This is a genomic window from Frankia sp. BMG5.23, assembly GCF_000685765.2.
Taxonomy (GTDB): Bacteria; Actinomycetota; Actinomycetes; order Frankiales; family Frankiaceae; genus Frankia; species Frankia casuarinae.
The window spans coordinates 78849-100253 of record NZ_JDWE01000007.1 but is presented as its reverse complement, the minus strand read 5'-3'; the positions used below and the strand labels follow the sequence as shown (position 1 = coordinate 100253).

The following is a 21405-nucleotide window of genomic DNA, read 5'->3' as shown; positions in this document are numbered from 1 at the left end:
GTCGAAAACAAGAAGGGCTTCAATTCTCTCGTACAAAGAAGTGCCATCCGATGCCCGTGAGACGGCGCCTCCTCCCCGGCGTGAAAGCGGCACCGCGCCGCGGACCCGTAACGCCGACGCGACGTCCCGGGCGATGATCCTGCCGGCTGTTGCCCGGCGTCGATGGTTGACTGCCGCAACACGCCCCCGCCGGCATGGCCGGCGGCGACAGGTGAGGATCGAGACGATGGCCGACACGCAGGACCCGCGCAGACCTGGCTTCGACGTCAGGGCGGTCAATCAGACCGTGATCGCCGAGTACCGGGCGACTGGCGGCGTGTTGGAGAAGACGCTGCCCGGTTCCAGGCTGGTGCTCGTGACGACGACCGGGCGGCGCAGCGGGAAGGAGCACACCACCCCGCTGGGGTACGTCATGGACGGCGGTCCCGGCCGCATCGTCGTCTTCGCGTCCAACATGGCCGCCCCACGGCATCCGGACTGGTACCAGAACCTGACGGCCGAGCCGAAGGTCGTGGTGGAGCTCGGCACCGACCGGTTCGAGGCCGAGGCGTTGACCGCCACCGGGGACGAGCGGCAGCGGCTCTACGAGGCACTGGTCGAGACGATGCCGGGGATCCGCGGCCACCAGGAGCAGGTGGAACGGGAGATCCCGGTGGTCGTGCTGGTCACGCTGTGATAACCGGCCAGCGTTGGACACCCCCTGGCTGTCCAGCGGCCGGGGACGGCGGAGCGGTCAGGGAGCCGCGTGCCGCGGGCGGGATCGCCGCCGGGTGGCGGCGGCGTCCCGGATCATGGCGACGATCGCGGCGGCGGCCTGGGGATGGCCGCTGCCGGCGCAGGCGGCCGACATCTTCGCCAGCCGTTCGGCGGAGATGAGCACCGGCAGCGCGTTCTCGAGCAGCCAGGACGCGCTGAGCTCGGCGTCGTCGACGAGGAGACCACCGCCGGCCTCCACCGTCGGCAGCGCGTTGCGGCGCTGCTCACCGTTGCCGTGCGGCAGGGGGACGTACACCGCCGGGAGCCCCGCCGCGGCGAGTTCCGCGCATGTCATCGCGCCCGACCGGCACAGGGTCATGTCGGCCGCGGCGTAGGCCGAGGGGATGTGGTCGAGGTACGGCCGCAGCTCGTATGGCGTGGGCAGGTCGAGGGGCAGCGCCGCGGCGACCTCGTCGAAGTTCTTCGGTCCGGTCGCGTGCAGCACCTGGATCCCGGCGGCGGCAAGGGGATGCGCCGCCGCCGTCATCACCTGGTTGAGCGAGCGGGCGCCCTGCGAACCGCCGAAGACGAGCAGGGTCGGCCGGTGCGGGTCGAGCCCGTAGCGCGCCCGGGCGGCCCGCATCGCGGCCGGGGAACGGTCGAGGGTGAGGATCTCCCCCCGCAGCGGGATCCCGGTGAGCGTCGCGCCGCGCAGGGGCGTGCTCGGGTAGGACGTGGCGACGAACGGGGTGAGCCGGGCGCCGAGCCGGTTGGCCAGTCCCGGCAGCGGGTTCGCCTCGTGCACCACGATCGGGATGCCGCGGCGCCGGGCGGCGAGGTACGCGGGCGCGGACACGTATCCACCGAACCCCACGACCACGTCCGCCCGAACCAGGTCGAGGGTCTCCCCCGCCTGACAGATCGCGTCGAGGAACCGGGCGGGCAGCTTGAACACGGCCGGGGTGGGGCGGCGCGGCATCGGGACCTTCGGCACCGTCGCCAACTCATGGCCCCGGGCGGGCACCAGGCGCGCCTCCAGACCGGTCGCGGTGCCGAGCAGGGTCAGCCGTACCCGGGAGTCGGTCGCCCGCAGCGCGTCCGCGACGGCGAGTGCGGGTTCCACGTGGCCGGCTGTCCCGCCGCCGGCGAGCACTACGCTTCGCAACATCGGTCAAGACGATGACACATCACGCCGTCTCCCGGGCAGCCCGGCCCCGGTCACCCGGGCCCGCACACGGGATGATATGCGCCCCGACGAACGCCCCGACCCGGACTCCGGCACCGGACCCACCGGACCCGACCGCGCGTCGTCGACCGGTACGAGGCCGAGGTCCGGTCGGTGGCCCCGGCGGCCGGGCGGCCGCCTCTCCTCCCGCGGTATCACCCCGGTGGCATCGGCGCGCCGCTCCCGGCCGCGGCGCCAGCGCTGGCGGCGCCGGCCGGACGCGGCGAGACGCGCGGCGTGGCGTTCCTCGGCCCGTCGGGACAAGAATTCGGCCGCGGCCGGCTCGGACCGGGCGAAGGAGAGCAGCATGCCGAGGGCCGCGAGGGTCGGCAGCAACGCGGAGCCACCGAACGACACCAGCGGAAGGGTGACGCCGGTAATCGGCAACAGACCCACGACGGCACCTATGTTGACCACCGCCTGGACGAGGATCCAGGCGGTGACCCCCGCTGCGGCGAGCCGGACGAACAGCTCGTCACAACGGTGCGCAATCCGCAGGCCCGCGTATCCCAGCACGCCGAACAGGCCCACCACCACCAGGCTGCCGACCAGCCCGAGTTCCTCGCCGATGATCGCGAGGATGAAGTCGGTGTGCACCGCGGGCAGTAACTGCGGCCACTTCTCCCGGGATGCGCCAAGGCCCTCCCCCCACCAGCCGCCGGTCGACAGGGCATAGATGCCCTGCACGGCCTGGAAGCCGTCGCCGTGCGCGTCGGCGAACGGATCGGTGAACGACAGCAGGCGCCGGACGCGGTAGGGCTCGACCACGGCGAGGACCGACGCCGCCGCGACCATCGATCCCAGGATCCCGGTGTAGAGGCGCATCGGGGTACCGATCACCCACAGCACGGTCAACGGCACGACGGTCACGCAGATCGCCCCGCCGAGATCCGGTTCCAGCAGCAGCAGCAGGTCGATGAACAGGAACACCGGGACCAGCGGAACGAGCAGGTGTTTGGGGTCGGACAGCAGCCGCCGTTTGCGGACAAGCAGATCCGAACACCACAGCGCAAGGGCGATCTTCGCCAACTCGCTGGGCTGGATCGTGATCGGCCCGACGACGATCCACTGGCGGGCGCCACCACGCACGCTGCCGATACCCGGGATGAGCACCGCCATCAGCATCAGCACGGTCCCGAGCAACAACGGGTAGGCAAAGGCGCGGAAGACCCGCACAGGCAGCCGGGAGGCGACGGCGACCACCGGCAGACCGATCGCGACCCAGATCACCTGCCGGATGAACAGCGTGTAGGAGGAGCCGAAGTCGGCGTAGGAGCGCACGCTCGACGCCGACAGGACCATGACCAGTCCGAGCACCAGCAGCAGAGCGGCCGAGGACAGCAGCAGGTAGTAGGACGCCAACGGCCGGTCGAGCAGCGGCAGCCGTGCTTCGGCCCCGTCCGCCGCGCCGGTTCCCCCGCCGGCGGAGTCGGGCTCGGCCGCGGAGCCGGTTCGCACGGCTTTGGGCCCTCGCGCCGCCCGCGCGGGCCGCGCCGACGTCCCGGTGGACGGCGGCGACGACGCTCCCGACCCCGCCACGGTTACCCCTCTCGTGCGCGGACCGCCGCCGCGAACAGATCTCCGCGCGCCGCGTAGTCCCGGAACATGTCCATCGAGGCCGCGGCCGGCGCCAAGAGCACAGTGTCACCGGTGGTCGCGAACGCCGCCGCAGCCTTCACCGCATCGTCCATGCCGTCAGCCCGTTCCACGGGGACATCGGGGGCGTGTCGGGCGAGAGCGGCGGCGATCTCATCGGCGCAGCGCCCGATGAGGACCGCGGCGCGCAGCACCCGGCGCGCGTCGCGGACGAGATCGTCGAAGGCGAGGCCCTTGTTGAGGCCGCCCGCGATCCACACCACCGAGGGGTAGCCGGCCAGCGACGCGGCGGCGGCGTGTGGGTTCGTCGCCTTGCTGTCATCCACCCAGCGGACCCCGTCGATGACGGCCACCTCGGCGTTGCGGTGGGCGCCGGGCCGGAAAGCGACGAGCGCCGCGCCGATCGCGGCCGGGCCAACGCCCTCGGCGCGGGCAAGCGCGGCGGCGGCCAGCGCATTGGAGATCATGTGCGGACTTGTCAGCACGAGGTCACGGACGGCGACCAGCCGCCCGCCACCGAAGGCGTCGTCGACGAGGTGGCCGTCGACGACGGTCAGGCCGGGCCGCGGCCGGGCCGCCGGGTCGAGACCGAACAGGACCCGCCGCCCCGGAGCGGCGGCGAGCAGGTCCGCGCTGGTTGCGTCGTCGGCGTTGCCGATCGCGGTCGTCCCGGGACGACGCCAGATCCCCGCCTTCGCTGCCGCATAGGCCGCCGCGCCCCCGTGCCAGTCGAGATGGTCGGGGGCGACGTTGAGCACGGCCGCGGCGAGGGGGGCCATGGTGTGGGTGTAATGGAGCTGGAAGCTGGACAGTTCCACCGCGAGGGTCTCGTAGGGCGGCTCGGCGGCAACCGCGTCCACGATCGGGGTCCCGATGTTCCCGGCGGTGGTGGATCGCCGGCCACCGGCGGCGAGCATCGCGCCGAGCATCTCGGTGGTCGTCGTCTTGCCGTTCGTTCCCGTGACGGCGAGCCACCGGCTCCCACCCCGCCACCGCCAGGCGAGCTCCACCTCCCCCCAGACCGGGATCCCGGCGCCGGCCGCCCCGGTGATCAGCGGGGCCGTCGGCGGGACGCCGGGCGAGGTGACGACGAGGGCGCTGTCCCCGGGGCCGGCCGGCAGGCCGCCGAGGTTCACCTCGGCCCCGAGCGCCCGCAGCGTCGCGGCCGCACCCTGGTGACGTGGGGAGTCGCCGGCGTCGACGACCCGGACCCGCGCACCGCGGGCAAGCAGCGCCCGGGCCGCGGCGAGCCCGGAGACCCCGATCCCGACGACCAGCACGGGCAGGCCCGCCCAGGAGATCGAGGTCGTGAGGTTGCCTGGGCCCTGACCGTCGCCCGGGCCCTGACCGTCGCCCGTCATGGCGTCAGCCACCTCCGTGGGAGAGGAACTCCGCGTAGAACAGGCCCAGGCCGAAGGCCACCGCGAGTCCCGAGACGATCCAGAATCTGATGATCACCGTCGTCTCGGGCCATTCGGCGAGCTCGAAATGGTGATGGATCGGCGCCATGTTGAACACGCGTTTCTTCGTCGCCTTGAAGAACGCGACCTGGATCATCACGGACAGGGTCTCGATGACGAACAGGCCGCCGAGGACGACGAGAAGCAGCTCGGTCCGGCTGACGATCGCGATACTGGCGAAGGCACCGCCCAGCGCGAGCGACCCGGTGTCCCCCATGAAGATCTTCGCCGGGCTGGCGTTCCACCACAGGAACCCGAAACAGGCCCCCATCGCCGCCGCCGCGACCAGCGCGACGTCGAGGGGATCACGCACGAGGTAACAGCCCGCCTCGGCCGCGTGCGGCTCGCACAGGTTGCCGAACTGCCAGAAGGAGATGATGACGTACGCGCCGAACACCATTGCCGAGGTGCCGGCCGCGAGGCCGTCGAGGCCGTCGGTGAGGTTCACCGCGTTAGAGGTCGCGGCGATGATGATCCAGGCCAGCAAGGGAAAGGCGATGATGCCGACGGAGAGACTCGTGTCCCGCACGATCGAGATGTACGTCGAGCCGGGGAGCAGCCCGGCGTCGTTCTTGAACCGGACGGCCAGCAGGCCGAAGACGATCGCGACCGCGGCCTGCCCGGTGAACTTCATCCGGGCGGTGAGCCCGAGGCTGCGCTGCTTGCGGATCTTGATGTAGTCGTCCAGAAAGCCGACCAGGCCAAGCCCGGTCATCACCATCAGCACAAGCAGACCCGACGCGGTGAACCCGATGCCGGTCACCAGGTGGGCCAGGAAGTACCCGGCCAGGGCAGCGACAATGATGACAGTGCCCCCCATCGTGGGGGTGCCCCGCTTGGTCAGGTGGCTGGACGGCCCGTCCTCGCGGATCTCCTGGCCATATCCCTGCCGGCGGAAGAGCCGGATCACCCAGGGTGTGCCCAGCAACGACACGACCAACGCGACCATGGCCGCGATAAGAACGCCTCTCACGCGTGCGTCACCCGCGCGGGTCCGCGTGTGTGAAGCCAGCCGTCCGCCGTCATGTCCCCTCGATCCCGGCGCCGAGGACGCCGAATCTGGTCACCAACGCCTCGGCGACGCGCTCCAGACCGAAGGACCGGCTGGCCTTGACCAGTACCACGTCATCCGGTCCGGCCTGCGCGGCCACCAGGGCCACCGCCTCCTCGGCGTCGGTCACCTCCACCGACTCCCCGTCCCAGGAGCCTTCCAGCGAGGCGCCCAGGTGGATATGGCGGGCCGCCGGACCCACCGCGATCAGTCGATCGACCCCGAGGCGGACCGCGAACCGGCCGAGCACGTCGTGCTCGGCGGCGGCGGCGTCACCGAGTTCCCCCATCGGACCGAGCACCGCGAACGCCCGGCCCTTCCCCCGCATGTCCACCAACGCCTTCAGCGCCGCCCGCATCGACTCCGGGTTCGCGTTGTAGGCGTCGTTGACGACCACCACCCCGGCCGCGGTGGAGGTCACCTCCATCCGCCACCGGCTGCGCGGGCGGGCGGCGGACAGCGCCGCGGCGACCCGGTCCGGGGACAGCCCCAGCCGGATCGCGACGGCCGCCGCGGCCAACGCGTTCGGCACCTGGTGCGCGCCGACGAGCCCGAGGGTCACCCGATGGTGCTCGCCGTGCGCCAGCAGGTCGAACGAGGCGCGGCCCAGCCGGTCGACATCGACGGCACCGGCCCGCACGTCGGCCCGTCCACCCTCCCCGAAAGTGATCACTTCGGCCGTCGTCCGAACCGCCATCGCCGCGACCAGCGGGTCATCGGCGTTGAGCACGACGGCCTCGCTCGCGGCCTCGGCAAGCTCGCCCTTGGCCGCGGCGATCCCCAGCCGGCCGTCGGCGTACTCGCCCAGGTGGGCACTGCCGACGTTGAGGACCACCCCCACAGCCGGGCGGGCTACCGCGCAGAGGGTGGCGATGTGCCCCGGACCGCGGGCACCCATCTCCAGGACGACGAACGCCGTGTCCGGCTCGGTGCGCAGCAGCGTCAGCGGCAGTCCGATCTCGTTGTTGAAGGAGCCGGGCGCGGCCACCGTCGGGGCGAGCCCGCCCAGCACGTCGGCGAGCAGGTCCTTGGTCGTCGTCTTGCCCGCCGACCCGGTCACGGCGACCACGGTGGCGGCGGCCAGATCACGGACGTACGCGGCGAGCGCGGCGAGCGCCGAAGGCGGATCGGGAACGATGACGGCCGGCTCGCCCACCGACCGGGCGGCGAGCACGGCGGACGCGCCGGCGGCGACGGCGGCGGCGGCGAAGTCGTGCCCGTCGACCCGGCTGCCAGCCAGGGCGACGAACAAGGCGCCGTCGCGGACCTCGCGGGAGTCGACGACGACCGAACGCACCGTGACGCCCGGGTCGGGCACCGCGTCGAGCCGGCCGCCGGTCGCCGACGCGACCTCGGCCAGGGTCAGCGGGATCATCTCCTCTCCACCGAGGAGAGCGCGGCGCGCAGGGCGACCCGATCGTCGAAGGGGGTCACCACCCCCGCCTGTTCCTGGCCCGACTCATGACCCTTGCCGGCGACAACGACGGCGTCCTGAGGTCCGGCCTCGGCCACGGCGGCCGCGATGGCCGCGGCGCGGTCCGGTTCGACCAAGACCGTGGCCGAGGCCGACAGCGCCGTGACCCCGGCGAGCATCTGGGCGAGGATCTCCGCCGGATCCTCCGAGCGCGGATTGTCGTTCGTGAGGATCGCGACGTCGGCGAGTGTCGCCGCGGCGGCCCCCATCAGCGGGCGCTTGCCGCGGTCGCGGTCGCCACCGCAGCCGAGCACGACGATGACCCTGCCCTTCACCAGCGGGCGAACCGTCTCGAGCAGCGTCGTGACCGCGTCCGGGGTGTGCGCGAAGTCGACCAGGGCCAGGAACGGCTGGCCGGCGTCGACCCGCTCCATCCGGCCGGGCACCCCGGGCAGGGAGCCGATCCCCGCCGCCGCCGTGGCCGGGGGGACCCCGATGGCGACGAGCAGCGCCAGCGCGCCGAGCGTGTTGGCGACGTTAAAGGCGCCGGGCAGCGGCACGGACAGATCCACCCGCAGCCCGTCCGGACCCTCGGCGCGCAGCAGTGTGCCGGTCGGCCCGTAGGAGACGTCCCGGGCCGTCCAGTCGGCCGGCCCCTCGACGGCGAACGTGATCGCGCCGGGATGCCGTTCGGCGAGCCGGCGGCCCCACCGGTCCGCCACGCCGATCACCGCGACGGCGGTCCGGGCCGGGTCGAACAGGGACGCCTTCGCCGCGAAGTAGTCCTCCATGGAGGAGTGGAAGTCCAGATGGTCCTGGCTGAGGTTGGTGAACACGGCCCCGGCGAAGTGCAGGGCGTCGGCCCGGTGCAGGGCCAGCGCGTGGCTGGACACCTCCATCGTGGCGGCCCCCACGCCACGCTCGACCATCGTGGCGAGCAGGGCCTGCAGGTCGCTCGCCTCCGGGGTGGTGCGGGCGGAGGCCAGCCGTTCGTCGGCGATCCGGGTCTCGATCGTGCCGATCAGGCCCGTGGTGTGGCCGGCGGCGCGCAGCCCGGCGTCGAGCAGGAAGGCCGTGGTCGTCTTCCCGTTGGTGCCGGTGACGCCGAGCAGGCGCAGCGCCGCAGAGGGATCACCGTAGATCCTCGCCGCCACCGGGGCGAGGTCGCGCCGTGGATCGTCGCTGACAAGCACCGGGACTTCCCCGGGGGGGCCGGGCGGCATGGCCGCGATCCGGCGGGCGCCCTCGGCGTCGGTGAGCACGGCGACGGCGCCGCCGGCCACCGCGGCGGCCGCGAAGGCCGCACCGTGCGTGTGGGCACCGGGCAGTGCCGCGTGGAGGTCGCCCGGCCGGACCGCATGCGAGTCGTGGGTGACGCCATGCACGATCACGTCCGTGTCCGTGTCCGCATGTGTGTCCGCATGTGTGTCCGACGGCGAATGTCCCGCACCCGCGAACGCCGCCGGCTCCGGGACGGGCGCCACGGCCGCGAGCACCGCGCGCAGATCGGCGAGGCTGCACGCGGGCGGGGCAGCCGGTCGAGGTGCCGGAGAGGTCACGGTCACGACCTTAGTGGGGGCGGGCACGGCCATCCCCACGGGCGCCCGGGCACGGCGGTGGTCCAGCCGACCTTCCCCGCCCACCACGTCCCGGCGCGGATCGCGATCATCTGTCCAGGTCGAGCAGGAGCGGTGCGGGCCTGGTGATCGGCTGTGGCACGCCGAGGGTGGTCAACGCGAAGGACATGACACGTTGGAACACGGGCGCGGCGACCTGACCGCCGAAGTAACCCTTCTTCGGGTTGTCCAGGACGATCTCCACCACCACCCGCGGATCATCCGCCGGGGCGAACCCGATGAACGAGGGAACGTAGCCCTGGTAACCGCCGTGCACCGGGTCGGGCCGTTTGGCGGTGCCCGTCTTGCCGGCCACCCGGTAACCGGGAACCTCGGCAAGCGGCGCCGTGCCCTCGTTCGTCGCCACCGCCTCGAGCATCCGGGTGAGCGTGGCCGCGGTCTGCGCGCTGACGACGCGCTGACCAGGCGGTTGGGGAGTCACCTTGACGACGCCGTCCGGACCGGTGATGGCGTCGACAAGCCGCGGGGTCACGCGAACACCGCCGTTCGCGATAGTCGCGTACACCGAGGCCATCTGGAGCGCCGTCGCCGACATGCCCTGCCCGTAGGAAATGGTGGCGGCCTGGCTGCCCGACCAGTCCCGGGCTGCCGGCAGCAGGCCGGCGCCCTCGCCGGGGAAGTTCAGACCCGTGCGGGCACCGAGCCCGAACGAGCGCAGCGCCTGCTCCAGCCCGATCCGCCCGACCCGCTCGGAGATCTCCACGGTGCCGATGTTGCTGGAGCGGGCCAGGACGCCGGCGGCGGTGAGATGTTCGACGCCGTGCGGCTCGGAGTCCTCGATGCGTACCCCACCCCGGGTGATGAACGGCGGGATGGTCATCGGGGTCTCGGAGGTGATCAGACCGCGGTCCAGCGCCGCGGCCATCGTGATCACTTTGTTGACGCTGCCGGGCTCGTAGGCGTCCCGCGTGGACCGATTGCCCAGCGCCGGGGTGTCCCGGGCGGTGATGTTGTTCGGGTCGAACTGCGGCGCGTCGGCCATCGCGAGGATGTCCCCGGTGCGGGGGTCCATCACGACGGCCGTGCCGCCGTCGGCCTCGGAGGTACGGACCGCGTCGGCGATCGCGTTCTGGGCGTTCCACTGGATGTCCCGCTCGAGGGTCAGGCGCAGCGAAGAACCCGGGATCGGGTCCTTCTCGCGGCTCTGGCCCGAGGGGATCTCGATGCCCGCCGGGTTCGCCTCCAGTCGGCGAAGGCCGTCGGTACCGCGCAGCACCTCGTCATACGCCAGCTCCAGCCCGCCGCCGCCCTCGAGGATGTCACCATCGCCGTGCCGCATGAACCCGATGACGTTCGCGGCCAGTTCCCGGGACGGGTAGGTGCGTCCGCGTTCCTCGGTGATGCCGATACCGCGCAGCCCCAGGGCGCTGACCTTCTCCGCCACGTCCGGAGTGAGCCCGCGGGCGAGGTAGACGAACTTGATGTGCTCGGCCGGGTCGGTGGTAAGCCGTCTGCGCAACGCCTCGGTGCTGTCGTCGAGGACCGGCGCGAGCTTCGCGGCCGTCCCCGCGATGTCCCTGACGTTCGTCGGGTTCGCGTAGACGGCCCGCAGCTCGACATACTGCGCGAGCGTGTGGCCCGCCCGGTCGGTGATGGCGCCACGCGCCGCGGGCAGCACGATGGTCCGCAGCCGCTGGGCCTCGGCCTGGGCCGCGTAGGTGGAGGCGGAGAAACCCTGCAGCTGGGTCAGGCGCAGCCCGAGGACACTGAGGACCGCGCACATGAGCACGATGGACACCCGCAGCCGCCGACGCGGGCTGCCCAGCCGGTAGGCGCGACGAGCCGGGGGGTGCCGCGGCCGGCTGACCCGACCGGGACGCCAGGGCACCGAGCCTGGCCGGCCCACATACCGGCCGCCCGGATACCGGCCGTCGTGCTCCTCGTCGCCGTACTCGTCCGCACCGGGCCCGTCGCCGACCGCCCGACCCGGGTCGTCGACATCCCTCCGCAACCGACCGCCATACACTGAAGGTGGCGGTGGAGGAACAAGGCGTAGCCGTCCGCGGCCGCGCTGAGGGGAGCCCGGGGGCGTCGAGCTCACTGCCCGGCTCCGGCCTTTCCCGCCGCCCCGATCGCGGCACCACCGGCCGCGGCAGCGTTCGCCCCGGTGGCGGGAAGGTGGGCGTGAGCGGTTCCGCCGGCACCACCCGCCGTCGCGCCGGCCGCTGGCTGACCGTTCTTCCCGGGACCGCCGGTCTTCCCGGGACCGCCGGCCGGGCTCGGGCCGGGCGATGCGGGCACGACGATGATGACGGATCCGCTGCCCGGTTCCCGGGCCAGGGTCCGGGAACCAACGGGCAGCGGAGCGCCCGGCGGAAGGTATTCCGGTATCCCGCCGGGGATCATGCCGTAGCGGGAGGCCTGCGCGGCCAGCGACGCCGGATCGGAGAGCTGGTCGGCATGCACCGACAGCGCCTGTTCCTCGTCGGCCAGGGCGGACGCCCGATTGCGCAGAGTGTTGGCCTGGAACGAGTTCTCCATCAACGCCAGGTTCAGCAGCAGCAGGCAGAGCAGACCAGCGCCCAGCAGGACCAGCAGCAACACGACGAAGGGACCCTTGCGGCCCCCGTCCGGCGCAGGCCGGACCACCGCGAGCCGCGCCCGGCTCGACGCCCGGCGCGGCTGCGGGCCGATGGCCGGAGCGGTCGCGGCGGCCGAGCGGGCCGCGGGCCGCCCCGTCGAGGGGGTCGGGGCGCTTGTCATCCGCCCAGGGCCCCCTTGCCCGGAGCCGGTCCGGGCGGAGCCGGTCCGGGCGGAGGCGGAACCGGAACGCCCGGCGCGGGCGAGCGGCTGCGCGGGAGCGGTCACGATGCACCTCCGGTCGGTTTCCGGGTGTGGTCCGGGTTCGGCGCGGTACGTTCGACGGCACGCAGGCGGACGGAGGCCGCCCGCGGGTTCTCGGCCTTCTCGGTCTCGCTCGCCGGTTCCGCACCTCGGGTCAACCAGCGCAACCTGGGGCCCGCGCCCTCGGGCACCACCGGCAGGTCCGGCGGGACCGAGGCCTCCGCGTAGCCGCGCAGTTGCCGCTTGACCAGCCGGTCCTCAAGCGAGTGGTACGACAGGACGACGAGCCGGCCGGACACGGCCAGCGCGTCGAAGGCCGCGGGCAACGCCCGGGCGAGCACGTCGAGTTCGGCGTTGACCTCGATACGTAACGCCTGGAAAGTGCGTTTTGCCGGATTGCCGCCGGTCCGCCGGGCCGGCGCCGGGATGGCGTCGCGTACCAGGTCGGCGAGCCGCGCCGAGGTGGCGAACGGGGTGACGGCCCTGGCCTGGACGATCGCACCGGCGATGCGGCGGGCGAAGCGCTCCTCGCCGTATTCCCGCAGGATGCGGGTCAGCGCGTCGGCATCGTAGGTGTTGAGGACGTCGGCGGCCGTCCTGCCCCGTGTCTGGTCCATCCGCATGTCCAGCGGCGCGTCCCGGGAGTAGGCGAACCCACGGTCGTCCGTGTCCAGCTGCAACGACGACACGCCGAGGTCGAACAGGATGCCCTGCACCACCGGATGACCGAGCCGGTCCAGGATCTCGGCCACCTCGTCGTAGACGGCGTGGACGAGCTCCACCCGGCCGGGGGCGAGCCCGTGCAGCCGCTCACCGCTGCGCTCCAGGGCGTCGGGGTCGCGGTCGAGCCCCACCAGCCGTACGTGCGGGAAGGCCGTGAGCACAGCCGCGGCATGCCCACCGAGACCCACCGTCGCGTCCACCACGATCGCTCCGGATGCCCGCAGGGCGGGAGTCAACAAAGTCAGTACACGGTCGGTCAGCACAGGCGTATGTGTGGCGTTCAGTGCTGAGCCTCCCTCGACCGCTCGTGGACCTCGTCTTCAGATGTGCTGACGGGCATGGGGGCTTCGTCGGCGGAAGCCACCGGGCGGCGGGCCCGGGTCGGGTGACCGGGGCCGACCGCCCTCGCGTACGTCCCGGATGCCGGCCGCCGGGGAAGGGACAGCCGGAGGGGACGGTGCGCGTGGCGAGCCCGCGGAGCACCCGGATCCATGAACCCAAGGCAGCTCAGATCACTCCGGGCAGGACCTCCTCGGACAGCTCGGCGAAGCTCTCCTCCTGGCTTTCCAGGTAGGCCTGCCACCGCTGGGCATCCCAGATCTCAATCCGGGTGTTGGCCCCATTGACCACGCAGTCGCGCATCAAGCCCGCGTAGGACCGCAGCGGAGCCGGAACCGTGATCCGCCCCTGCCGGTCCGGCACGTCGTCCGCGGCCGAGGAGAAGAACACCCGACTGTAGTCACGCAACGCCTTTGCGGTAACCGGAACGGTACGGAGGGACTCGCTGATCCGAGTGAACTCCGCCATCGGAAAGACGTACAGGCAGCGTTCCTGCCCCTTGGTGATCACAAGCCCCCCCTCCAACTCGTCGCGGAATTTCGCGGGCAGCGTCAGTCGCCCTTTGTCGTCGAGCCGCGGCGCGTGGCTGCCGAGAAACACCGGCAACCTCCTCGCCACTGCGAGGAAGACAGCGACAGGTCACCCCGCGACGGCCACCCGTAAGCTGCTGTCCCCCACTGCGCGCCACTCTACCCCACTCCCCCCCACCCGACACCCCCTCAACACCCCGCACCACCCCACCGAACCCCCTCTATCGGGGGTCGCCCGCGATACCTAAGAAGAAGGTGGTATAAATCGCAAAAAATCAGTACAAATGACTCTGGTGGGCGAAGGAACATTTGGTCTCACTCGCCGTCCCGGCGAGGCCGGTCAGCTACGGACACCTACCCCTCAATCTCCTGTCGGGTTCCGCTTCGAGGCATGTTTCCTCGACCACCACGGCCTGCGCGCCCGCGGTGGATGTCACACTCGGGGGGGGGACAGGTCCCACCGGGGCCGGGTCCGCGCATCCCGACGCGCGACGCATCCCGACACTCGACACCCGGAGGGGGGCCAACCTCGTGGTGACCGACCCTGGTCTTCTGCACTGGCGTGACCCGGTGACCGACATCGGCCATCTCGCCGACGTCACCAATCGAGTGCGGACCAGCGTCGAGACGGTCATCGACGGCAAGTCCGAGGCGATCACGACGGCCCTGGTCGTGCTGCTGTCCGAGGGTCATCTGCTGATCGAGGACGTCCCCGGGGTCGGCAAGACCATGCTCGCCAAGGCCCTCGCACGGTCCATCGATGCCCGGGTGCGCCGCATCCAGTTCACTCCGGACCTGCTCCCCGGCGACGTCACCGGAGTCAGCATCTACAACCAGGGCACCCGTGACTTCGAGTTCCGTCCCGGCCCGGTGTTCGCCAACATCGTCGTCGGCGACGAGATCAACCGCGCCGAGCCGAAGGCGCAGTCGGCGCTCCTCGAATGCATGGAAGAACACCAGGTCACGGTCGACGGCGTCACCTACCGGCTCGAGTCACCCTTCATGGTGATCGCGACCCAGAACCCGGTGGAGATGGAGGGCACCCGGGCGTTGCCGGAGGCCCAGCGCGACCGTTTCACCGCCCGGATCTCGATGGGCTACCCCTCCCCCGCGGCCGAGCTGGAGATGCTCGACAGCCACGGCAACGCCAACCCGCTGGCCGGCATCACCCCGGTCACCGACGCCGCCGAGATCGCCAAGCTGATCGCACTCGTCCGCACGGTGCACGTCTCGCCCGAGGTGCGCCACTACATCGTCGACCTGGTCGGCGGGACCCGCACGCATCCCGAGATCGCGCTCGGCGCGTCCCCCCGGGCGGCGCTGCATCTCATCCGTGCTGCCCGGGCCCGCGCGGCCCTGGACCAGCGCGGTTTCGTCCTCCCCGACGACGTTCAGGAGATGGCTGTCCCGGTCATGGCGCACCGCCTACTGCTGCACCCCGAGATCATGCTCTCCGGGGAGCCGACGATCGAGGTCGCCGCCCGCATCCTGACCGACGTCCTGCGCCGGATTCCGATCCTTCGCCCCGGTACGGCACGCCCGACCCGGCACGGCCGTTAGAGCTCCGTGTGCGGAACCTCCGGGTGCGGAACCTCCGGGTGCGTGACTTTGTCGCGGCGCTGCGTGGCCTGACGATCCGCGGCCGGTCGTTCGTCGCCGCCGGCATCGCCTGCGCGGCGTCCGCGGCCGTGCTCGGCGAGCAGGACCTGCTGCGGATCGGCCTGCTCGTCATGCTCCTCCCCGTGCTCGCGGCGGCCTTCGTCTGCCGGACCCGCTACCGGCTCGCCTGCACCCGCCGGCTCGAACCGAGCCGGGTGACCGCCGGGGACCGGGTCTCGGTCCAGATCAGGCTGGAGAACGTCAGCCGGTCGCCGTCGTCGGTGCTCCTGCTGGAGGACGCTGCCGCGGACGGGCTGGGCGGCGGGGCCCGGTTCGTACTCGACCGGATCGAGCCCGGTGGCAGCCGGGACCTGTCCTATGTCCTCCACGCGGGGATGCGCGGCCGCTACCAGATCGGACCGATGGCGATCCGCCTCGGTGACCCGTTCGGGCTGTGCGAACTGTCGCGCAGTTTCCGCAGCCTGGACGAACTGGTCGTGGCCCCCCCGATCGAGCGGCTGCCGCCGGCCCGCCCGACCGGTGCCGCGCGCGTCAGCACCGAGCTGCGCCGCGCGACCGGGCTCGTGGGTGAGGACGAGACGACGACCCGTCCGTACCGGTCCGGCGACGACCTGCGCAAGGTGCACTGGAAGACGACCGCCCGCCGCGGCGAGCTGATGGTCCGGCGCGAGGAGCACCCGCGGACGGGCGGGGCGACCATCCTGATCGACACTCGGGCCCGGGCGTGGCCTGACGGGGGCCCGTCAGCGTCGTTCGAGTGGGCGGTGAGCGCGGTCGGGGCGATCGGCGTCCACCTCGTCCGGGGCGGGTACCGGGTCCGGCTGCTGACCGATCAGGGGCTGGCGGCCATCGCCGCGGAGGGTACCGTCGGCGGGCTCCTTGACGAGCTTTCGACGCTGACGCCCGCCCCCACCGAGTCCCTGTACCCAGCGCTCGCGGCCGGCCGCGGGCGAGTCGATCGCGGCGGCATGTTCGTCGCCGTCCTCGGCCACACCGATGCGCCCACCGCCACCGCGCTGGCCGGGCTGCGGCCCCGCAGCGCCCCGGCGATCGCGGTGCTCGTCAACGTGGCCAGCTGGAGCACCGCCGCGGCGGCCCCGAAGATCGCCGCCGACCTCGAAACGACGCACGCGGTGCTCACCCGCGCCGGCTGGGCGGTCCTCGGCGCGGCGGCGGGCACCAGCCTCGCGGCGATGTGGCCGCGGGTCGCCGCCCGGGCCCGGGGCCCGGGCGGCGTCGGTGCCCCGGGTGCCGCCGGAGTCTCCGGACGTCCCGGGGCCGCGGGACTCACCAGGACCGTGGGACTCACCGGGGCGACGGGACTCACCGGGGCGACGGGACTCACCGGGGCGACGGGACTCACCGGCGATCTCCACACCGGCGGACGGTCGGTGCCGTGAACGCCCGCCCGGTGCCCACAGTGATCGCCACCGTCGCCTGTCTGCTGTCCACCAGCGCGCTGACCCGTCTGTTCGAGGGTGTCCTCTGGTGGTTCGGGCCGGTGCTCGTTGCCACGACCGTGGCCGTCGGGACGGGGGTGGCGAGCCGCCTGCTCCGGCTGCCGGCGGCGGCCGAGATCCTGCTCAGTCTGGTCGGCCTCATCGGCACCGTCACCGTGCTGTCCGCGCGGTCGACGGCGTTGCTGGGCTTCCTGCCGACCGCCACCACGGTCGAGACGCTGCACACGCTCATCTCCGCCGGCGGCTCCGACATCTCACGGCTGGCCGCGCCGGTGCCCGCCCGGCCGGGCCTGGTGGTCCTCACGGTGATCGGCGTCTACCTCCTGGTGATGATCGTCGATCTGATCGTGGTGAAGTTCGACCACCCGACGCTCGGCGGCCTTCCGCTGCTGGCGCTGTATGCGGTGTCGGCGGCGATTCTGCCCGGGGGGGTCGGCGTGGTGCCCTTCCTGCTCGGCGCGGTGAGCTTCATCGCCCTGCTCCTGCTCGACGGGCGGTTGGCGTACGAGCGATGGGGCCGGACCGTCTCCGACCAGCGGAGGGCTGGCGTCGAGATGTTCGGCGGTCGCATCGCCGTGGGCGCGCTCGGGGTCGCCGTCACCGCGCTGGTCGCCGCGATCGTGGTGCCGCTTGGCCTGCCGTCCCTTGACGGCGAGGGACTGGTGTCGCGCAAGGGTGGATCCGGTGCCGGGGACGGTCCGAGTTCGGCCAGCGTCGTGCAGCCGATCGTCTCGGTGAGCCAGCAGCTGCACGCCAGCACGGAGGTGTCCCTGCTTCGGCTGCGCTCCGACGAGCCGAAGTATCTGCGACTGACGGCGCTGGAGAACTTCGACGGCCAACTGTTCACCCTGCGGGCGTTGAATGCCACCCGGGAAGACCGGGTCAGCGAGGGATTACCGAAACCACGGACGGGCGGCGCTACCCAGTCGGTGCGTGCGGAGGTGGCCGTCACCGGGCGGTTCAACGAGCTGTATCTGCCGGTTCCGGGCATCCCAATCCGGATCGAGGGGCTGACCGGCGACTGGCGGCTGGCGAGCCCGACAGGCACGATCTTCTCGACCCGGACCTCGACGGCGAACGCGCACTACCAGGTGGACGCGGTGGTGCCGAATCCCACAAGCGCGCAGCTTCAGGCCGCGACCGGGCCGATCCCGGACTCGCTCGGCGTCGCGACCGCGCTCCCTGACAATCTCGATCCCCAGCTGCGTCAGCTCACCAAGGCCGTGACCGCGGGTGCGCGCACCCCCTATGAAAAGGTGTACGCGATCCAGGAATACCTGCGGGGGCCGCAGTTCACCTACGACCTCCGGGGCGCCCCCACCACGCAGGAGGGCGCGCTCAGCCAGTTCCTGTTCGACACCCACCGCGGCTACTGCGAACAGTTCGCCTCGGCCATGACGGTCATGGTGCGGATACTGGGCCTACCCGCCCGGGTCGCGATCGGCTTCGTCCCCGGGGAGCGGCAGAGCGACGGCAGCTACGTCATCACCAACCGGCAGGCGCACGCCTGGCCCGAGGTCTGGTTCCCGTCGATCGGCTGGATCAGCTTCGAGCCGACCCGCCGCAGCGACGGAACCACCTCGGCGCCGTCCTACGCCCCCGCCGGGCCCGAGGACCCCGACAACGACGCCGCCCTGCCGGAAGAGCAGGCTCAGGCCGAACCGCAGGCAGTGCCCGAGCCGGTGCCCGTGCCGGATACCTCCACGCCGGCTCCCGGCGACGATCCGACCGCGATGGGCGCTGCGCGGTCAGGTGACGACGCATCGACCTCCACCGAAATTCCCTCCTGGGTGGTCTGGCTGTGCGCTGCCCTGCCCGTCCTGGGCCTGCTAGCCGTTCCGGCGATCATCCGGATCCGGCGGAGGCGGGTCCGGCTGCGCCCGGCCGAAGACGATCCCCCAGATCCGTCTGGGGCGACGGTGGAACGGGTCCACGACGCCTGGGCGGAACTGCTGGACGTCGCCGCGGACCTGGGAATCATGATCCGGCCGAACGACTCGCCGCGGGCCGGAGTGGCCCGGCTGACCGCCTACCTGGACGCCGAGCCGACCACCGCACAGGCTCCGGGATCCGGCCCGGAACCGTCTGCGTGGCAGTCCGGGGGCAGCGAGCCCCCCACGACCTACCCGCAGGCCCGCGCGGCACTCGCCCGACTGGCCTCCGCGGAGGAGCGGGCCCGCTACGCGCCGCCGGAGATGGCCGCGCCGCCGTCCGTCGCAGACCTCAGCGAAGATGTCGTCCTGGCCACCACCACGCTGTTGGCGCTGGCACCGCGGGCCAGGCGGATGTTGGCGCGGATCGCCCCGGCATCGGTTCTCCGGCGCGCCGCGCCGGCCTCGGCGCGCGGACGGTCGAGGATGGGACGGGGAGGCGGTAAGGACGACGGACCCGCCACGCCCACCACGGTTCAGAACGAAGACAATCAGGACAATCAGGACTGGCTGGACGCGGTCAGGGACGGTCCTCCCAGCGCCGCCGCCACCGCTCCTCGACCCGTTCCATGAACGGAGCCCTAGCCCGCGGCTTCGGCTTCGATCCCCCCTGCACGCCGCCCGGCCGCCGGTGACCGGTGTCACGGCCGCTGATCCGGCGCAGGTCTGCCGCACCGCGCAGCGCGGCGAACAACATCATGAGGAAACCGAGGATGCCGAGGATCACCGTCAGCGGTACCCGGTTGAGTACCACACCGACGACCAGGACGGCCAGACCGAGGACGAAGACGACCGCGCTGCGGCGCACCCGGCGCAGCAGATAGGTACGGGGGTCCGTCGAACGCACGGTACTGGCAAACTTTGGATCGTCCTGTACGAGAGCGCGCTCGATCTGCTCCAGCAGGCGCTGCTCGTTCTCCGAGAGCGGCATCGACGCTCCTCCCACGACCTGTAGGCCCGGCGGACGGAACCTGATAACCAAGGATAGGCATGTGCGGGCGGGTGCGGTAGGCAACCTGTCATGCTGGTTGGAACCGAGCGATTCCCGTCACCTGGTCCGTGCCCGAACTGGGGTCTTTCATACCGGGAAATCCACGGTCACGGGAACCCGGCGGCGCCGGCTTCGCGAGCGGTACCAGCGGCACGACGGCGGGCAAGCACGTGCAGCTGTGCCGCGAGGTCACGGAACGGCTCCAGGGCGGCCGCGGCCAGTTCCAGGCGCAGCAGCCGCTGCGCGGTGAAGGGATCGGAGTCGACCCGCGCCCCGGGGACCAGGTCGGCGAACACGCGCACCCCGTGGACGTCGACGACGTCCGCGCCCGCCGCGTTCACCAGCGCGACGATCTCGGCGGTGGTGAACCCGGCGGGCGTCCGGGGCGCCCCGGCGCCCTGGCCGGTCAGCACGGCCTGCGCCTGCTCGAAGCGACCCGCCAGGGCGCGGGCGAGCACCGTGGCAGCCCGGCCCGCGACGACGAGGCTGAGAACGCCTCCCGGGCGCAGCACCCGCAGGGCCCCCGCCAGCGCGGCCTCGGGATCGTCAACGACGTCGAGGACGGAGTGGCACAGCAACAAATCGGCGGTCTCGGCTCCGACGATGCCGGTCAGGTCGGCCAGATCGCCCTGCTCGGCCGTGACCCGGTCGGCGACGCCCCGTTCGTCGGCGCGACGGCGCAACGCTGCCAGGGCGTCCGGCGACGGGTCCACGACGATCACCAGGTAGCCCTCGACCGCCAGGGGTACGGCGAAGCCACCACTCCCACCGCCCGCGTCAACGATGATCGGCGGGATGGCTGTGGCCGTCGGGGCCACCGACCAGGCCGGAACCCCCGCTGCCGATCCGGGCAGGACCGTCCGCAGGCCGTGCCAGATCGCGGCCTGCCGCAGATCCGCGCCGGTGACATGGCTGGTCATGCGCGTCGCGCCTCCTCACGCCGGCATCGTCGGCGCCGCCGTCAGCCCGCTCGCCCACGCCGGAGGACCAGGCGCGTCACCGACCCACGGTGAGGCCTATGGCGACCCCGACGACCAGCCCGCCAGCCGACAGCCCTACGACCCGCAGTACCCAGATGTTGCGACGCGCAACGGCGGACGGCACGGCCCGATGCGCGCCGCGGTGCCGATGCTCAGAACCGGTGAGGACCATCGATGATCTCCTGCTCCGCCAACCACTACCCCTCGGAAGGTAACCGATAGTGACCGATGCTCACCGTAAACGCAACCGCTCGTCACCCACCCGGGGCGCCGCCGGGCCGACCACGGTCAGCCTGCCCTCGGCCCGGCGACATGACCATCGTGACCTCCCCAGGCCCGACCGGACCGGTGCCGGCGATCATCGGTTGGGACGGGAGGCCCAGTACGCCCTCGACAACCCCGACGAACAGATCGACCTGACGGATCAGATCATCGGCCTCCCGCCTGGTCACTACCTTCAGCCCGGCCTCGGCCGCCGATCGCCGGGCGGCCCCCGCCGCGAAGAACTCCGCCCACTCCGCGAGCTCGGGGGCCACCCGGACAAGCAGGCACCAGGCACTCACGGGCCGACCGCGACGACCGGGACGGGGCCGGGCCCGGTCCGCCAGGACAGCGGCCGCCGCCCGCAGCGCCGCGAGGTGGGCGAGGGCGTAGCGCTCCCCGGCCGTCTGGGCGCACTCGGCCTCACCGAGACCGCGCCGGGCGGCGACCAACAGATCGTCGCGGGAGCGGCGAGGCAACCCCGCCGCCGGCACCAGGGTCCGTCCAACCGGCCCGGTGGATCCACCGTGCGGCCCGGTGGATCCACCGGGGCCGCCAAACGCACCCTTACCGCGGGCCGCTCCTCCCGCCGGGTCCGAGCCACTGTCCGAGCCACTGATCGGCCGACTGGTCACGGTGGTCACAACACCTCCCGAGTCTCGAACATAGGTTCGATCACGAAGTAGTGAACCCTCGCCAGCGCCGCC

The 21405-nt window shown here is 72.4% G+C and carries 18 protein-coding genes; 5 read left to right on the top strand and 13 right to left on the bottom strand.

The genetic code is table 11. The annotated features are described in order from the left end of the window. The first annotated feature begins 226 nt into the window (after window positions 1-226). Window positions 227-676, top strand: a complete 450-nt coding sequence (locus BMG523DRAFT_RS05275) for a nitroreductase family deazaflavin-dependent oxidoreductase (protein ID WP_011435858.1) — start codon at window positions 227-229, stop codon at window positions 674-676. A 57-nt stretch (window positions 677-733) separates the two neighbouring features. On the opposite strand, the gene murG is transcribed toward BMG523DRAFT_RS05275, so the two are convergent. From murG to mraZ, 10 genes are all read right to left on the bottom strand, one after another. After that, entirely contained in the window at window positions 734-1864 is a 1131-nt protein-coding gene (gene murG, locus BMG523DRAFT_RS05270; RefSeq protein ID WP_011435857.1) for an undecaprenyldiphospho-muramoylpentapeptide beta-N-acetylglucosaminyltransferase, read from the bottom strand. Window positions 1865-1867: 3 nt separating this feature from the next. Further along, entirely contained in the window at window positions 1868-3460 is a 1593-nt protein-coding gene (gene ftsW / locus BMG523DRAFT_RS05265; protein ID WP_011435856.1) for a putative lipid II flippase FtsW, read from the bottom strand. A gap of 2 nt (window positions 3461-3462) precedes the next feature. Then, entirely contained in the window at window positions 3463-4878 is a 1416-nt protein-coding gene (gene murD, locus BMG523DRAFT_RS05260) for a UDP-N-acetylmuramoyl-L-alanine--D-glutamate ligase (protein ID WP_011435855.1), read from the bottom strand. A gap of 4 nt (window positions 4879-4882) precedes the next feature. Then, complete coding sequence (gene mraY / locus BMG523DRAFT_RS05255; RefSeq protein ID WP_011435854.1) at window positions 4883-5950, bottom strand: phospho-N-acetylmuramoyl-pentapeptide-transferase; 1068 nt, start codon at window positions 5948-5950, stop codon at window positions 4883-4885. 49 nt (window positions 5951-5999) lie between these two features. Then, on the bottom strand, window positions 6000-7403 hold the full coding sequence (gene murF, locus BMG523DRAFT_RS05250; protein ID WP_011435853.1) for a UDP-N-acetylmuramoyl-tripeptide--D-alanyl-D-alanine ligase: 1404 nt from the start codon (window positions 7401-7403) through the stop codon (window positions 6000-6002). Beyond that, complete coding sequence (locus BMG523DRAFT_RS05245) at window positions 7400-9034, bottom strand: UDP-N-acetylmuramoyl-L-alanyl-D-glutamate--2,6-diaminopimelate ligase (RefSeq protein ID WP_011435852.1); 1635 nt, start codon at window positions 9032-9034, stop codon at window positions 7400-7402. The genes murF and BMG523DRAFT_RS05245 overlap by 4 nt, the downstream gene beginning before the upstream one ends. A 73-nt stretch (window positions 9035-9107) precedes the next feature. After that, complete coding sequence (locus BMG523DRAFT_RS05240; RefSeq protein WP_308726843.1) at window positions 9108-11030, bottom strand: penicillin-binding protein 2; 1923 nt, start codon at window positions 11028-11030, stop codon at window positions 9108-9110. 86 nt (window positions 11031-11116) lie between these two features. After that, on the bottom strand, window positions 11117-11782 hold the full coding sequence (locus BMG523DRAFT_RS05235; RefSeq protein WP_011435850.1) for a hypothetical protein: 666 nt from the start codon (window positions 11780-11782) through the stop codon (window positions 11117-11119). A gap of 101 nt (window positions 11783-11883) precedes the next feature. Then, the gene (gene rsmH / locus BMG523DRAFT_RS05230) at window positions 11884-12870 is read right to left on the bottom strand and encodes a 16S rRNA (cytosine(1402)-N(4))-methyltransferase RsmH (protein ID WP_043590549.1); all 987 of its coding nucleotides are present in this window, start codon (window positions 12868-12870) and stop codon (window positions 11884-11886) included. Window positions 12871-13093: 223 nt separating this feature from the next. Further along, window positions 13094-13525 (bottom strand): division/cell wall cluster transcriptional repressor MraZ, encoded by a 432-nt coding sequence (gene mraZ / locus BMG523DRAFT_RS05225; protein WP_011435848.1) that lies wholly within the window; start codon window positions 13523-13525, stop codon window positions 13094-13096. Between the two features lie 461 nt (window positions 13526-13986). Here mraZ and BMG523DRAFT_RS05220 point away from each other — a divergent pair, with 461 nt between their 5' ends. The 3 genes from BMG523DRAFT_RS05220 to BMG523DRAFT_RS05210 are packed head-to-tail and all read left to right on the top strand — an operon-like array spanning window position 13987 to window position 19039. Then, complete coding sequence (locus tag BMG523DRAFT_RS05220; RefSeq protein WP_011435847.1) at window positions 13987-15015, top strand: MoxR family ATPase; 1029 nt, start codon at window positions 13987-13989, stop codon at window positions 15013-15015. Window positions 15016-15053: 38 nt separating this feature from the next. Beyond that, window positions 15054-16475 (top strand): DUF58 domain-containing protein, encoded by a 1422-nt coding sequence (locus tag BMG523DRAFT_RS05215; protein WP_043590570.1) that lies wholly within the window; start codon window positions 15054-15056, stop codon window positions 16473-16475. Further along, the gene (locus tag BMG523DRAFT_RS05210; RefSeq protein ID WP_235462878.1) at window positions 16472-19039 is read left to right on the top strand and encodes a transglutaminaseTgpA domain-containing protein; all 2568 of its coding nucleotides are present in this window, start codon (window positions 16472-16474) and stop codon (window positions 19037-19039) included. Before BMG523DRAFT_RS05215 ends, BMG523DRAFT_RS05210 begins: the two co-directional genes overlap by 4 nt. On the opposite strand, the gene BMG523DRAFT_RS05205 is transcribed toward BMG523DRAFT_RS05210, so the two are convergent. Both BMG523DRAFT_RS05205 and BMG523DRAFT_RS05200 read right to left on the bottom strand, forming a co-directional pair. Then, window positions 18987-19397 carry a DUF3040 domain-containing protein gene (locus tag BMG523DRAFT_RS05205; RefSeq protein ID WP_011435844.1) on the bottom strand — a complete coding sequence of 137 codons (411 nt, stop codon included), beginning with the start codon at window positions 19395-19397 and terminating at the stop codon, window positions 18987-18989. The genes BMG523DRAFT_RS05210 and BMG523DRAFT_RS05205 overlap by 53 nt on opposite strands. A gap of 167 nt (window positions 19398-19564) precedes the next feature. Further along, entirely contained in the window at window positions 19565-20377 is an 813-nt protein-coding gene (locus tag BMG523DRAFT_RS05200) for a bifunctional 2-polyprenyl-6-hydroxyphenol methylase/3-demethylubiquinol 3-O-methyltransferase UbiG (protein ID WP_011435843.1), read from the bottom strand. On the opposite strand from BMG523DRAFT_RS05200, the gene BMG523DRAFT_RS25195 reads away from it, so the two are divergent. Further along, window positions 20376-20615, top strand: a complete 240-nt coding sequence (locus tag BMG523DRAFT_RS25195; RefSeq protein ID WP_035730597.1) for a hypothetical protein — start codon at window positions 20376-20378, stop codon at window positions 20613-20615. The genes BMG523DRAFT_RS05200 and BMG523DRAFT_RS25195 overlap by 2 nt on opposite strands. A gap of 76 nt (window positions 20616-20691) precedes the next feature. Here BMG523DRAFT_RS25195 and BMG523DRAFT_RS22665 read toward each other — a convergent pair whose 3' ends face one another. After that, a complete protein-coding gene (locus tag BMG523DRAFT_RS22665) occupies window positions 20692-21333 on the bottom strand; it encodes an SAV_6107 family HEPN domain-containing protein (RefSeq protein WP_011435842.1) in 642 nt (213 codons plus the stop codon). Window positions 21334-21405: the final 72 nt, after the last annotated feature.